This is a genomic window from Corallococcus macrosporus (assembly GCF_017302985.1).
Taxonomy (GTDB): Bacteria; Myxococcota; Myxococcia; order Myxococcales; family Myxococcaceae; genus Corallococcus; species Corallococcus macrosporus_A.
This window is the reverse complement of sequence record NZ_JAFIMU010000013.1, coordinates 281434-294724: the sequence shown is the minus strand read 5'-3', so window position 1 is coordinate 294724 and position 13291 is coordinate 281434. Positions and strand designations below refer to the sequence as shown.

Here is a 13291-nt window from a genome sequence, read left to right as displayed (position 1 = left end):
CCTTTGAAGCCGCCGGGTCCTCGAGGCGAGGGCCTGGCGGGATGGAGTGCGAAGCGTGCGTGACGATTCGAACGAGTCAGTGAACGGGCTGGATGTCGCCATCGTCGGCATGGCCGCGCGCCTTCCTGGCGCGAAGGACGTGGATCAGTTCTGGAAGAACCTCTGCGACGGCGTGGAGTCCATCCGCGTCTTCTCCGACGAGGAGCTGCTGGCGGCCGGGGTGGACCCCGCGGCGCTGAAGGACCCGAACTACGTCCGGGCCTCGCCGGTGCTGGACGACATCGAGTCCTTCGACGCGAGCTTCTTCAACTTCAGCCCGCTGGAGGCGAAGGTGATGGACCCGCAGCGGCGGCTCTTCCTGGAGTCGTGCTGGCACGCGCTCGAGGACGCGGGCTACACGCCGGAAGGCTTCGCGGGGACCATCGGCGTCTACGCGGGCGCGGGGCTCAACACGTACCTCCTGCAGAACGTGCTGGGCGACGAAGCGCTCGTGCGCAACATCGGCCTGCAGCAACTGCTCATCGCCAGCGACAAGGACTTCCTGCCGACGCACGTCTCCTACAAGCTCAACCTCACCGGCCCCAGCGTCAACGTCAACACCGCGTGCTCCACGTCGCTGGTGGCGCTGCACTTCGCCCGTCAGGCGCTCATCCTGGGCGAGTGCGACATGGCGCTCGCCGGAGGCGTCTCCCTCAACGTCCCGCACCTCGCCGGCTACCACCACGTGCAGGACAGCATCCTGTCCCCGGACGGGCACTGCCGCGCCTTCGACGCGCAGGCCCGGGGCACGCTGTGGGGCAACGGCAGCGGCGTGGTCGTCCTCAAGCGGCTGGCGGACGCGCTCGCGGACGGCGACGACATCCGCGCGGTCATCAAGGGCTCGGCCATCAACAACGACGGCTCCACCAAGGTGGGCTACACGGCCCCCAGCGTGGAGGGCCAGGCGAAGGTCATCGTCCAGGCGCTCGCGACGTCGGACGTGGCGCCGGAGTCCATCAGCTACGTGGAGGCCCACGGCACGGGCACGGAAGTGGGTGACCCCATCGAGCTGGCCGCGCTGACGCAGGCCTTCCGCCTGCACACCGACCGCAAGGGCTTCTGCGCCATCGGCTCGGTGAAGACCAACATCGGTCACCTCAACGCGGCCGCGGGCGTCGCCGGCCTCATCAAGGTCGTGCGCGCGCTGGAGGAGCGCAAGCTGCCGCCGAGCCTCCACTTCCAGACGCCCAACCCGAAGATCGACTTCGACAACAGCCCCTTCTTCGTCAATACCGCGCTCACGGACTGGAAGCGCGGGCAGACGCCGCTGCGCGCGGGGATGAGCTCGCTGGGCATCGGCGGAACGAACGCGCACGTCATCCTGGAGGAGGCGCCGGCGCGGCCCCCTCGCAACGAAACCTCCCAGGACGAGCAGTTGCTGGTGCTGTCCGCGCGAAGCCCGGAGGCGCTCGACCGCGTCACCGTCCTGCTGGCGGATCACCTGGAGGCGCACCCGGAGCTGTTCCTGCGCGACGTGGCCTTCACGCTCCAGCGCGGACGCCGCGCCTTCACGTACCGCAGGGCCGTGCGCGCCCGCACGGTGCCAGACGCCGTCCGCGCGCTGCGGGAGCGCCGGTTCGCGTCCCCGGACGCGGGCTCGGTGCCCGCCTCGTGGCAGGCCCTGCTCGGACCCTGGCTCGCGGGCGACGAGGTGGACTGGTCCATGCTGCACGACGGCGCCTCGCCCCGCCGCGTGCGCCTGCCGCTCTATCCCTTCGAGAGGCAGCGACTGTGGGTGGAGCCGCGCCCCCCGGAGGCCCAGGCCCCCGTGAAGGACAAGGACGCCTTCTGGCGCAAGCGCCCGGACATGGCGGACTGGTTCTACCGCGCGCAGTGGAAGCAGTCCGCGCTGCCGCTGGAGCCCGCGCCCACGGCGCGTGAGACGTTCCTCGTCTTCTCCGACGGCGCTCCGCTCACCCGCAAGCTCATCGAACGGCTGGGCCGCCGGGGCACGGTCGTCACCGTGACGCCCGGCGCGACGTTCGCGAAGCTGGGCGACGCGGCCTTCAGCCTGCCGGTGTCCGACCGCAAGGCCTACGAGCTGCTGGTGCTGGAGCTGCGAAGCCGCCAGCTCCTGCCGGACCGCGTGCTCCACTTCTGGGGCCTTCAGGCCGTGGACGCGCCCCGGCCCGCCAACGACCTGGACGCGCTGGTGGCCTCGCAGGAGCAGGGCCTCTTCAGCCTCCTGTTCTTCGGTCAAGCGCTGGGGCAGCTCGCGGTGACGCGCTCCATGCGGCTGCTCGCGTTCTCCAACGACGTCTTCGACGTCACCGGCGAGGAGGCGCTGCGCTACGAGCAGAGCTCCGTGTCGGGCATCTGCAAGGTGCTCCAGCAGGAGTACAACAACCTCCACTGCCGCGCGGTGGACCTGTCCGTGCCGGAGGGCGGCGCCTGGAAGGTGGACGCGCTCGCGGACGCGCTGGAGCGCGAGGTGCTGTCCTCCATCGGGGACGTGCTGTGCGCGTACCGGGGCACCCGCCGGTGGATCCAGTTCTACGAGCCCGTGCGCGTGACGGCCGACGCGCCGAAGCCGCCGCTCGTCCACAAGGGCGAGACGTACCTCGTCTATTACGGCCTGGAGGGCATCGGCTTCCTCACCGCCCGGCGCATGCTGGAGCAGGGCGCGCGGCTCATCATCCTGGAGGAGCCGGACTTCCCGGAGCAGGACGCGTGGGGGCAGTGGCTGGGCGCGAAGCGCCGCGAGCCGATTGGCGTCCGCGTGGGCAACGCGGTGGGCCTCCAGGCGGCGGGCCATGACTTCGTGCTGAAGAAGGCCCGCCTGGACGACGTGGAGGCCATGCGGCGCGTGCTGGCCGACGCCGAGAAGGAAGCAGGCCCCATCCGCGGGCTGCTCCACGCGTCGGGCGCGTCCAACTTCGAGCGCATCAAGCCCCTGCGCGACGCGGACCGCGAGCTGTGCAAGCAGCACTTCGCCTCCATCCCGCACAGCCTGCGGATGCTGGACGAGCTCCTGCGCGAGCGCGACCTGCGCTTCCGCGTGATGATGAGCTCGCTGGGCTCGGTGCTGGGCGGCCTGGGCTTCATCGCCATCGCGAGCGCCAGCAGCCTCGCGTCCAACTACACCGTCCTCCAGAACCGCCAGCACGCGCAGAAGTGGGTGGTCCAGTACTGGGACTCGTGGGACATCGAGTGGAAGAAGGCGAAGGAGATCGTCCACCCGTCGATGTACGAGCGGCTGGCGCCCAGCGTCCTCACCGAGCCCGAGGGGCTGGAGTCCTTCCACCGCCTCTTCGCCATCCCGGACTCCACCCAGGTCGCGGTGTGCGCGACGGACCTCCAGGCCCGCTACGACAAGTGGGTGAAGCTGGAGGCCGTGCGGCAGGAGCCCGGCACGGCGGAGCTGCTCAAGCGCCCTGACCTGGACACGCCCTTCGTCGAGCCGCGTGACGAGATGGAGCGCACCATCGCGTCCGTCTACCAGGAGTTCCTGGGAGTGGACCGCGTGGGCGCGGACGACGGCTTCCATGAGCTGGGCGGCCACTCGCTGCTGGCCACGCAGATGGTCTCCCGGCTGCGCGAGGTGCTGCAGGTCGACGTGGAACTGTTCGTCGTGCTGGCGCACCCCACCGTCTCCAGCCTGGCGGCCCACCTGTCCACCGTGGCGTCCGGAGCCCGGGCATGAGCCACCCTGAAAGGAACGCGATGCAGCCCGAGTTGGTGAAGATGAGCATGGAGGACTTCGAGTCCATGGACGACCTGGCGCTGTGCCGGGCCTGCGTCTGGGACGCGAGCATGAAGATGCGCGGCACCGACAACGAGACGCGCTCGCGCGTCTATGGCTCGCTCACCGAGGGCCAGCGCGCGGTGTTCATGTTCTGGGTGCTCAACGCCCGGGGCCCGCGCGGCTTCACGCAGCTTCACGAACAGCTGCCGCACCTGGTCTACGAGGACTCGTTCTGGGACGGGCTGCGCGCCGCCGGCCGGCTGGTGGGCGTGCAGGAGCTGGTGACGCTCACCGACGCGTTCCTCGCCCTGCGCGACCAGGAGGGCAACGAGGACGCCATCGCGAAGCTCGACAACGCGCTCGCCCAGCTCATCCGCCGCGAGCTGCCGCGCTTCTCCGCCTTCATCCGCGCCAATCCGGGCCAGTTCGTGCAGCTGGACAGCTAGGGGACACGCCCATGGGAACCACGTTGATCCGCATGACGCGCCAGGAGCTGGCCTCGCTGGACGACACGGCGCTCTGCCAGAAGTGCGTGCAGCCCGCCGCGCTGGCCATGCGCGGCCGGGGCAGTGACGTGCGCGAGGAGGTGTACGGCTCGCTGACGCCCGGTCAGCGCGCGGTGTTCATGTTCTGGGTGCTCTACGCGCACGGCCGCGGCTGGACGCAGATGTGCGCGGAGCTGCCGCACCTGGTGGGCGAGGACTCGTTCTGGCTCGAGCTCAAGCTGGCCGCGAAGCACCTGAACCTGGACGAGCTGCTGGCGCAGACGGAGGCCTTCGAGAAGCACCTGCGCGCGGCCCGCGCGGCGAACCGGCCCCTCCAGGGCAAGGAGCAGGACGACGCGCTGCTGGCGAAGACGCTCGCGCGGGACATCCACACCGTCGCGAAGTACATCCGGGCCAATTCCGGTCAGTTCGTCGAGCTGAAGGACTGACATGCGCCGCGGACCTTCCCCAGCGCAGCGCGGGACTCCCCGGCCGGCCACGTTCGAGCGTGCCGGCCAGGGCTCCGCGTGGGACCTGCTAGCGCTTGCAGGTCTCCTCGACCATCACCACCCACTGGCCGCCGATGTTGGCCTCGCCGGTGTGGGACATCTCCTTCGCGCTCTTGCGGTGGAAGACGCCACGGGCGCCGGACTTCATGCCGCCCATGTTGTACTCGCCCACCCAGGTGAAGGTGTCGCCCTGCCAGCCGGTGGACAGCTGCTCGCTGCGGCCACCGAAGTTGTCGTGCCAGAGCGCCAGCAGCTGGTTGCTGCCCGGGTCGAAGCCGAGCGCGTAGTCACCCACCACGGGGAACTGGTTCTTGGCGGTCTTCTTCTCCTCCAGGCGGATGGAGACCCAGAAGCCGCTCAGGTCCTTCTTGCCCGTCCACGTCGTCTCGATGGGGTACGCGGGCACGCCCGGCATCGGAACGCGCGTGCCGGAGCACTTCCACTTGCCCTCGAAGTCCTTCAGCTGCGCCAGCATCGGCGAGGGCTGCGGCAGGCCGGGCGGCGGGCCCTGCTGAGCGGCGCCAGCGGGCGGCGCGGCGGTGGGGGCCGCGGGAGCGGCGGTGTTCGCGACCGGCTTGGCGGCCGGCGCGGCGGGGGTGGCGGGCGTGGCGCCGGGCTTCGCGGCGGGAGCCTGGGGCTCCGCGGCCAGCGCCGCCTGGGCGGACAGCAGGGTCAGGCACGTCAGGGAGACTGCGAGTCGGTTTGTCATGGTCATGGTGTTTTCCTCGGACTACAGGGAGAGACCATAACGGCGGGTTTGCGATGACAGAAATTGTTTCGTCACCGGGTGCATGTCTGGCTATCGGCCAGCGCGACGAGGTTCGGGGGAGCTGGTCATGAGCGCGCCATGGGTCTTCCTGTGTTCGGGACAGGGGTCGCAGTACCTGCAGATGGGGGTGGACCTGTACCGACACGACCCGGTGTTCCGGGAGTGGGTGCTGCGGCTGGACCGCGTGGCGACGCCGCTCATCGGCACGTCGGTGGTGGGGCTGTTGTATGGGGACGGCCGCTCCGGAGCGCCGCTGCCTCGCGCGCTGCACAGCAACGCGTCCATCTTCACGGTGGAGTACGCGCTGGCGCGCTCGCTGATGGCGCGGGGGCTGGAGCCGGCGATGACGCTGGGCGTGAGCCTGGGGGAGATCGTCGCGGCGGCCATCGCGGGCATCTACGAACCGGAGGCCGCGCTGGAGGCGTGCGTCCGGCTGGCCCGGGCGGTGGAGGGCGCGTGCGAGGCGGGCGGGATGCTCGCGGTCCTGCATGATCCGGCGCTGATGGAGCGCGAGCCCGGGCTCTTCCAGGGCGTGGAGTACGCGGGGCGCAACGACGCCTTCCAGTTCGTGGTGTCCGGCCGCGTGGAGGCGCTGCGCGCGGTGGATGCGCGGCTCCAGGCGCGGGGCATCACGACCTTCGAGCTGCCGGTGGCTCACGCGTTCCACTCGTCGTACATGGACCCCGCGCGGGAGCGCTACCTGGCGGACCTGCGGAGCCTGCCGCAGCGGCCCGCCCGCATCCCGGTGGTGTCGGGGCTGGACGGCGGCATCCGCCGCGAGCTGCCCCCCGAGCACCTGTGGGGCGCCATCCGGGGCCCCATGGCGTTCTCCGACGCCGTTCGTGGGCTGATGGCCCGGGGCGAGTACGCCTTCATCGACGTGGGGCCCTCCAGCTCGCTGGCGAACCTGTTGAAGGCGGGCGTCGCGAAGAGCGGACGCCCCGCGGTGTTCTCCGTGATGACGCCGGCCCACGGCGAGGTGGAGCGCTTGAAGCAGCTGGAGCGCTCGTTCGTGCCTCCTCCTGCCGTGTCCTCACCTCCACTCCAGCATGAGAAGAAGAGCATGATCGCGTACGTCTTCCCGGGGCAGGGCACGCAGCGCAAGGGCATGGGGGCGCGCCTGTTCGAGCCGTACCGGTCGCTCACGGACAAGGCCAGCGAGATCCTGGGCTACTCCATCGAGGAGCTGTGCCTCCAGAACCCGGACAACCGCCTTGGGCAGACGCAGTACACGCAGCCGGCGTTGTACGTCGTCAACGCGCTGTCGTACCTGGAGAAGAAGGCGAAGGACGGGGAGCCGGACTTCGTCGCCGGTCACAGCCTGGGTGAGTACAACGCCCTCTTCGCCGCGGGCAGCTTCGACTTCGAGACGGGCCTGCGGCTGGTGAAGCGCCGTGGCGAGATCATGGCCGAGGCCAAGGGCGGCGGCATGGCGGCCGTGGTCGGCCTGTCTCGCGAGCGCATCGAGGAGGTGCTGCGCTCGTCGGAGGAGTTCGGCGCGCTGGACGTGGCGAACTTCAACACGCCGAACCAGGTGGTCATCGCCGGGCCCGCGGACGTGGTGCAGCGCGCGAGCCCGGCCTTCGAGGCGGCGGGGGCGAAGGCGTACGTGCTGCTCAAGGTGAGCGCGGCCTTCCACTCGCGCTACATGGCCCCGGCGTCGGAGACGTTCCGCCGGTTCCTGGCGGGCTTCGACTTCCAGCCGCCTCGCATCCCGGTCATCTCCAACGTGGAGGCGCGGCCCTACGAAGCGGCGCGGTGCCGCGAGTTGCTCGCCATCCAGATCGCCAGGCCGGTGAACTGGACGGGCACGGTGCGCTACCTGCTCGCGCAGCCGGGAATGAAGATCGTGGAGGTGGGCCCCGGCATCGTGCTCGCCAACATGCTGAGGGACTTCGAGGGTGAAGCTCCGTCCGCACCCGTCGCGGCGGCACCAGTCCCCACCCCGCCTCCCGCGCCGTCCGCGCCCGAGGTGAGCGCGCCGGTGGCACCTCCACCTGCGGCTCCCGAGCCCCGGCGCAACGGGGTCCCCCGGCACGAGTCGCGTGAAGCCGCTCCGGTGGCGACGGAGGGCTTTTCCGCGCAGTCGCTGGGCAGCGCGGAGTTCCGGGCCGACCACGGCATCAAGTACGCCTACGTGGCGGGCGCGATGTACCGGGGCGTGGCCTCCAAGGAGATGGTCGTCGCCATGGGCAAGGCCGGCATGCTCGGCTACTTCGGCTCCGGCGGCGTCCCGCTCCGCGACACCGAGGCCGCCATCCTCCACATCCAGCGGGAGCTGTCGCGAGGGCAGGCCTACGGCATCAACCTGCTGAGCAGCCCGCAGAACCCGCAGCTGGAGGAGGACACCGTCGACCTCTTCCTCCGCCACGGCGTGCGCCACATCGAGGCCGCGTCGTACATGGCCGTGACCTCCGCGCTGGTGCGCTACCGGCTGGTCGGCCTGGAGCGCGACGCGCGCGGCAACGTCGTCCCGAAGAACCGCATCGTGGCCAAGGTGTCCCGCCCGGAGATCGCGGAGGCCTTCCTGCGTCCCGCGCCGGAGCGGCTGGTGCGGCGCCTGGTGGAGCAGCGGCGCATCACCCCGGAGCAGGCCGAGTGGTCCCAGCGCGTCCCCCTGGCGGACGACCTCTGCGTGGAGGCGGACTCCGGCGGCCACACGGACCAGGGCGTCGCGTACGCCCTCACGCCCGCCATCATCCGCCTGCGCGACCGCATGATGGCCCAGTACGGCTACGCGAAGCGCGTGCGCGTGGGCGCGGCGGGAGGCATCGGCACGCCGGAAGCCGCCGCGGCGGCGTTCATGCTGGGCGCGGACTTCATCCTCACCGGCTCCATCAACCAGTGCACGGTGGAGGCGGGCACCAGCAACGAGGTGAAGGAGCTGCTCCAGGGGCTCAACGTCCAGGACTTCGACTACGCCCCCGCCGGCGACCTGTTCGAGCTGGGCGCGCGCGTCCAGGTGGTGAAGAAGGGCCTCTTCTTCTCCGCCCGCGCGAACAAGCTCTACGACCTCTATCGCTTCCACGACTCGCTGGAGCAGATCGACGCGAAGACCCGCGAGCACCTGCAGACCGCCTACTTCCGCAAGAGCTTCGACGCCGTCTACGAGGACGTGAAGGCCTACTACCCGCCCTCGGAGATTGAAAAGGCGGAGGCCCTGCCCAAGTACAAGATGGCGCTCATCTTCAAGTGGTACTTCGGCTACAGCACGCGGCTCGCGCTGGGCGGCTCCAAGGACAGCCGCATCGACTACCAGGTCCACAGCGGCCCGGCGCTCGGCGCCTTCAACCAGTGGGTCAAGGGCACGCCGATGGAGCGCTGGGAGAACCGGCGCGTCGCGGAGATTGGCGAGCTCCTCATGCAGCAGACCGCCCAGGTCATCACCGACCGGATGCGCGCCTTCGGTGCGCTCCCGCGCGGCAACGTTCACGCAGCAGCTTGAGCAGGACAGGAACAACGACGATGAGCACGGACCTCTTCCAGGTGATTTCGGAGAACATCCTCAAGGTGCTGCCGGACGTGGACGCGCGGCTGATCACCCCCGAGCGGCAATTGAAGGAGCTGGGCGCGAACTCCATCGACCGGATGGAGATCGTCATGGGCACGATGGAGGACCTGGGCATCAACGTCCCCGTCACGGAGCTCAGCCAGGCCAAGGACATCGGCTCGCTGCTGGGCATCTTCCAGCGGCACCACGCCCAGCGCTGAGCCCCGCACCGTGAGCGACCGCCGCATCTTCATCACCGGCATGGGGGCGCTGACCGCCCAGGGCATGGGCGTGCCCGCGCTGGCTCGAGGCCTGCGCGAGGGCCGCGTCGCCATCCGTGCGCCCCAGCAGCCCGCCCTGGCCGGCGTCCCGGCCGCGGCGGAGCTGGACGGCTTCACGCTCGCGGACGCCCTCAAGTCGTTTCCAGAGGGGGCCGGGCCGCTCCTGGACAAGGCCCGCCGCCTGGCCCTGCGCGCGCCGCGCCCCATCGAGTGCGCCACCTTCAGCGCCCTGGAGGCCTGGCTGGACGCGGGGCTGCACGCCGCGCCGGTACCCGCGGAGCGCGTGGGGCTGGTGGTCGCGGGCAGCAACCTGTCGCTGCGGCTCCAGCACGACACGGCGAAGAAGTTCGTGGCGAACCCGGAGTTCATCGACCCGCGCTACGCGATGCGCTTCCTGGACACGGACCACGTGGGGATCCTCAGCGAGGTGCTGGGCATCCGGGGCGAGGGCTTCACCGTGGGGGGCGCGTCCGCCAGCGGGAACGTGGCCCTGCTCAAGGCGTGGCAGCTGCTCCAACTGGGCGAGGTGGACGCCTGCCTGGTGGTGGGACCCCTGGCGGACCTGTCCCCCATGGAGCTGCGGGCGCTGCACCACCTGGGCGCGCTGAGCCCGGGCGGCGGCCGCGAGGCGGATCAGGTGTGCCGGCCCTTCGACGCCGGACGCGACGGCTTCGTGCTGGGGCAGGGGACGGCCTGTGTCGTCCTGGAGCGGGAGGACTCGGCGCGCGGGCGCGGGGCGCCGCTGCACGCGGAGCTCGCGGGGGCCAGCCTGGTGCTGTCCGCCAGCCACTCCGCGGCGCCGGACGTCGCGGGTGAGGTCGCGGCGATGCGCAACGCGCTGGCCCGTGCGGGCGTGGCACCGGAGGCCGTGGAGTACGTCAACGCCCACGCCACGGCCTCCACCGCCGGTGACGAGGCGGAGGTGCAGGCCCTGCGTGACGTGTTTGGCGGACACCTGGGCCGGGTGTGGCTCAACGCCACCAAGGGGCTGCTGGGCCACTGCCTCTTCTCCGCGGGCGTCGTGGAGTGCATCGCGACGGTGCTCCAGCTTCGCGAGGGCTTCCTCCACCGCAACGCGAACCTGCGCGAGCCGCTCGCCCAGGACTGCCGCTTCTGCGGCGACGCGGCCACCGGGCAGTCCGTCGGTGTGGCGCTCAGCAATTCGTTTGGTTTCGGCGGCATCAACACGAGCGTGGTCATCCGCAGGTCATGAACGGACACGAGGCGCAGCGCATGGAGTTCGGCATCGAGGCGATGAACGCGTACGGCGGTGAGGCCTACCTGGACATCCGCACGCTCTTCGAGAAGCGGGGGCTGGACCTGACCCGCTTCGACAACCTCCTGATGGAGAAGAAGGCCGTCGGCATGCCCTGGGAGGACGCCATCACCAACGGGGTGAACGCCGCCAAGGCGCTGGTGGACGCGCTCACTCCGGAGGAGCAGGCCCGTATCGAGCTGGTCATCGCCTCCACGGAGTCGGGCGTCGACTTCGGCAAGGCCATCAGCACGTACATCCACGACCACCTGGGCCTGCACCGCCGCTGCCGCGTCTTCGAGGTGAAGCAGGCCTGCTACGGCGGCACGGCCGCGCTCCAGATGGCGCTGGGCTTCGTCGCGTCGGGCGTGTCCCCGGGCGCCAAGGCGCTGGTCATCGCCACGGACGAGGCGCGCAACGGCTCGCGCAACACGTACCACGAACCTTCACAGGGCACCGGCGCGGTGGCGCTGCTCGTGGGCTCCGAGCCGAAGGTCCTGAGCATGGACCTGGGCGCCAACGGCTACTACAGCTACGAGGTCATGGACACGTGCCGGCCCCAGGTCGGCATCGAGGCGGGTGACCCGGACGTGTCGCTGCTGGCGTACCTGGACTGCCTCCAGAACAGCTTCAAGGGCTACGCGGAGCGCGTGGAGGGAGCGGACTTCCGCACGAGCTTCGACTACCTCGCGTTCCACACGCCGTTCGCCGGCATGGTGAAGGGCGCGCACCGCAAGATGATGCGCGCCTTCGGTGGGCCGGGCATGGGCGCCGCGCAGATTGAAGAGGACTTCCAGCGCCGCATCGTCCCGGCCACGCGCTACTGCACGCAGGTGGGCAACATCTACTCGGCCACCGTGTTCCTGGCGCTGTGCGGCCTCATCGACAACGCCAACGCGCAGGACTTCCACCGCGTGGGCCTCTTCTCGTACGGCTCCGGGTGCTCGTCGGAGTTCTACAGCGGCACGTTCGACCGGAACTCGCAGCGGGTCCAGGCGCGCTTCGACATCGGCGGGCACCTGGCGCGCCGGCATTCGCTGTCCATGGACGAGTACGAGCGCATCCTCGACCGGAGCATGGAAATTGGCTTCGGCACCAAGGACGCCGAGGTCCAGGTGGGCGACCTGTCCAACCTCTACGCGCGCCAGTTCGAGGGCCGCAAGCGCCTGCGCCTGGTCCGCGTGAAGGGCTTCCACCGGGAGTACGCATGGACCTGAGCGGCCATGGCGGACTCCAGACGCTGCGCGTGGACGCGGCGGACGGCGTGGTGACGGTGACGCTCCACCGCCCGGAGGCGCGCAACAGCATCAACGCCACGCTCCTGGAGGAGCTGCACGCGGTGCTGGACGCCGTGGAGGCGGACGTGCGCCAGCAGTTGATCGTCCTGCGGGGCCAGCCGGGCACGTTCTGCACCGGCATGGACTTCGACGAGGTGTCCACGCTGCGCCCGGACGCCACGGCCGCGGAGCAGGAGGTGCTGACCCGTCCGTACATGCAGCTCTTGCGGCGCATGGCGACGATGCCGCGGGTGATCATCTCGCACGTGGACGGCGAGGTGCTGGCGGGGGGCGTGGGCTTCGTGGCCGCCAGCGACCTGGTGGTGGCCACGCCGCGCTCGCGCTTCAGCCTGTCGGAGGTGCTCTGGGGGCTCATGCCCGCCATGGTCATCCCGTACCTCATCCGGCGCGTGGGCTATCAGCCCGCGTACCGCATGGCGCTCACCACGCAGCCGGTGTCCGCCGAAGCGGCCCTGGCGATGAACCTCGTGGACGAGGTGAGCGACTCACCGGAAGCCGCGCTGCGCCGGCTGAAGGCGCGGCTGTCGCGCGTGCAGCCCGCGACGGTGGGGAACCTCAAGCGCTACTTCCGCCAGGTCTGGGTGCTGTCCGACGAGGTGGAGGAGCTGGCCGTGTCGGAGATCTCCCGGCTGATGGTCCACGGCGACTTCCAGAAGAACCTGCGGGACTTCGTGGAGCACCAGTTGTTGCCCTGGGAAGCGAAGGACCGCTGAGGCGCGGGAAAGGGGGCGTGTGATGGACGACGTGGTGAAGCTGACGGTGGAGGGGAGCATCGCGGTGGTGCGCATGGAGGAGCGCGCCCAGAAGAACACCTTCTCCCGCGCGCTGGTGGAGGGGCTTCAGGGAGCGTTCGCGCAGGTGGCGCGGCGGCCGGACCTAAAGGTCGTCGTGCTCACGGGCTACGACACCTACTTCTGCTGCGGCGGGAACAAGGAAGAGCTGCTCGCGATGAACGAGGGCCGGATGCGGTTCACCGACATGGCCTTCTACGACCTGCTCCTGCGGTGCGAGCTTCCCGTCGTGTCGGCCATGCAGGGGCACGGCATCGGCGGCGGGCTGGTGTTCGGCTGCACCGCGGACGTCATCGTGATGGCGCTGGAGGCCGTCTACTGCACGAACTTCATGCGCTACGGCTTCACGCCGGGGTTCGGCGCCACCTGTGTCATCCCCCGGAAGTTCGGTGATGTGCTCGCCAGCGAGATGCTCTTCACGGCGGCCAACTACACCGGCGCCCAGCTCAAGGAGCGCGGCGCGCCCATGCACTTCGTCTCGCGCAAGGACGTGCTCGCGGTGGCGATGGCCAAGGCGGAGGAGCTGGCGGACAAGCCGCTCGTGTCCCTCAAGCTGTTGAAGCAGCGGCTGACGGCGCGGCTCCGCGCGGAGCTGGCGGACGCCGTCGACGCGGAGCTTCGGATGCAGGAAACGACGTTCACCCTCCCCGAGGTCCGGGAGCGCATCGAAGGTCAGTTCTAGGAGGCAG

At 70.3% G+C, this 13291-nt stretch carries 10 protein-coding genes; 9 read left to right on the top strand and 1 reads right to left on the bottom strand.

Translation table 11 applies throughout. The features are described from left to right. Window positions 1-55: 55 nt before the first annotated feature. From JYK02_RS35385 to JYK02_RS35375, 3 genes are read left to right on the top strand one after another with little or no spacing between them, the layout of a single operon-like run. Window positions 56-3682 carry a beta-ketoacyl synthase N-terminal-like domain-containing protein gene (locus JYK02_RS35385; RefSeq protein WP_207057370.1) on the top strand — a complete coding sequence of 1209 codons (3627 nt, stop codon included), beginning with the start codon at window positions 56-58 and terminating at the stop codon, window positions 3680-3682. Further along, complete coding sequence (locus JYK02_RS35380; RefSeq protein ID WP_207057369.1) at window positions 3679-4170, top strand: hypothetical protein; 492 nt, start codon at window positions 3679-3681, stop codon at window positions 4168-4170. The genes JYK02_RS35385 and JYK02_RS35380 overlap by 4 nt, the downstream gene beginning before the upstream one ends. A gap of 11 nt (window positions 4171-4181) precedes the next feature. Then, window positions 4182-4658, top strand: coding sequence for a hypothetical protein (locus JYK02_RS35375; RefSeq protein WP_207057368.1), 477 nt, complete (start codon window positions 4182-4184; stop codon window positions 4656-4658). Window positions 4659-4746: 88 nt separating this feature from the next. Here JYK02_RS35375 and JYK02_RS35370 read toward each other — a convergent pair whose 3' ends face one another. Continuing rightward, window positions 4747-5427, bottom strand: a complete 681-nt coding sequence (locus JYK02_RS35370) for a DUF1579 family protein (RefSeq protein ID WP_207057367.1) — start codon at window positions 5425-5427, stop codon at window positions 4747-4749. Between the two features lie 127 nt (window positions 5428-5554). Here JYK02_RS35370 and fabD point away from each other — a divergent pair, with 127 nt between their 5' ends. From fabD to JYK02_RS35330, 6 genes are read left to right on the top strand one after another with little or no spacing between them, the layout of a single operon-like run. Continuing rightward, window positions 5555-8932 carry an ACP S-malonyltransferase gene (gene fabD, locus JYK02_RS40175; RefSeq protein ID WP_242589560.1) on the top strand — a complete coding sequence of 1126 codons (3378 nt, stop codon included), beginning with the start codon at window positions 5555-5557 and terminating at the stop codon, window positions 8930-8932. 20 nt (window positions 8933-8952) lie between these two features. Further along, window positions 8953-9198, top strand: coding sequence for a phosphopantetheine-binding protein (locus JYK02_RS35350; protein WP_207057366.1), 246 nt, complete (start codon window positions 8953-8955; stop codon window positions 9196-9198). Window positions 9199-9208: 10 nt separating this feature from the next. Next, window positions 9209-10471 (top strand): beta-ketoacyl synthase N-terminal-like domain-containing protein, encoded by a 1263-nt coding sequence (locus tag JYK02_RS35345; RefSeq protein WP_207057365.1) that lies wholly within the window; start codon window positions 9209-9211, stop codon window positions 10469-10471. Further along, the gene (locus JYK02_RS35340) at window positions 10468-11730 is read left to right on the top strand and encodes a hydroxymethylglutaryl-CoA synthase family protein (protein WP_242589559.1); all 1263 of its coding nucleotides are present in this window, start codon (window positions 10468-10470) and stop codon (window positions 11728-11730) included. The genes JYK02_RS35345 and JYK02_RS35340 overlap by 4 nt, the downstream gene beginning before the upstream one ends. Continuing rightward, window positions 11721-12524 (top strand): enoyl-CoA hydratase-related protein, encoded by an 804-nt coding sequence (locus JYK02_RS35335; RefSeq protein WP_207057364.1) that lies wholly within the window; start codon window positions 11721-11723, stop codon window positions 12522-12524. The genes JYK02_RS35340 and JYK02_RS35335 overlap by 10 nt, the downstream gene beginning before the upstream one ends. A 22-nt stretch (window positions 12525-12546) precedes the next feature. Further along, window positions 12547-13284 carry a polyketide synthase gene (locus JYK02_RS35330; protein WP_242589558.1) on the top strand — a complete coding sequence of 246 codons (738 nt, stop codon included), beginning with the start codon at window positions 12547-12549 and terminating at the stop codon, window positions 13282-13284. Window positions 13285-13291: the final 7 nt, after the last annotated feature.

Bases quoted from the DNA above. Each gene is read 5' to 3' on its own strand.
- JYK02_RS35380 (WP_207057369.1), top strand. From the start codon at position 3,679: ATGAGCCACCCTGAAAGGAACGCGATGCAGCCCGAGTTGGTGAAGATG.
- JYK02_RS35375 (WP_207057368.1), top strand. From the start codon at position 4,182: ATGGGAACCACGTTGATCCGCATGACGCGCCAGGAGCTGGCCTCGCTG.
- JYK02_RS35370 (WP_207057367.1), bottom strand. From the start codon at position 5,427: ATGACAAACCGACTCGCAGTCTCCCTGACGTGCCTGACCCTGCTGTCC.
- fabD (WP_242589560.1), top strand. From the start codon at position 5,555: ATGAGCGCGCCATGGGTCTTCCTGTGTTCGGGACAGGGGTCGCAGTAC.
- JYK02_RS35350 (WP_207057366.1), top strand. From the start codon at position 8,953: ATGAGCACGGACCTCTTCCAGGTGATTTCGGAGAACATCCTCAAGGTG.
- JYK02_RS35340 (WP_242589559.1), top strand. From the start codon at position 10,468: ATGAACGGACACGAGGCGCAGCGCATGGAGTTCGGCATCGAGGCGATG.
- JYK02_RS35335 (WP_207057364.1), top strand. From the start codon at position 11,721: ATGGACCTGAGCGGCCATGGCGGACTCCAGACGCTGCGCGTGGACGCG.
- JYK02_RS35330 (WP_242589558.1), top strand. From the start codon at position 12,547: ATGGACGACGTGGTGAAGCTGACGGTGGAGGGGAGCATCGCGGTGGTG.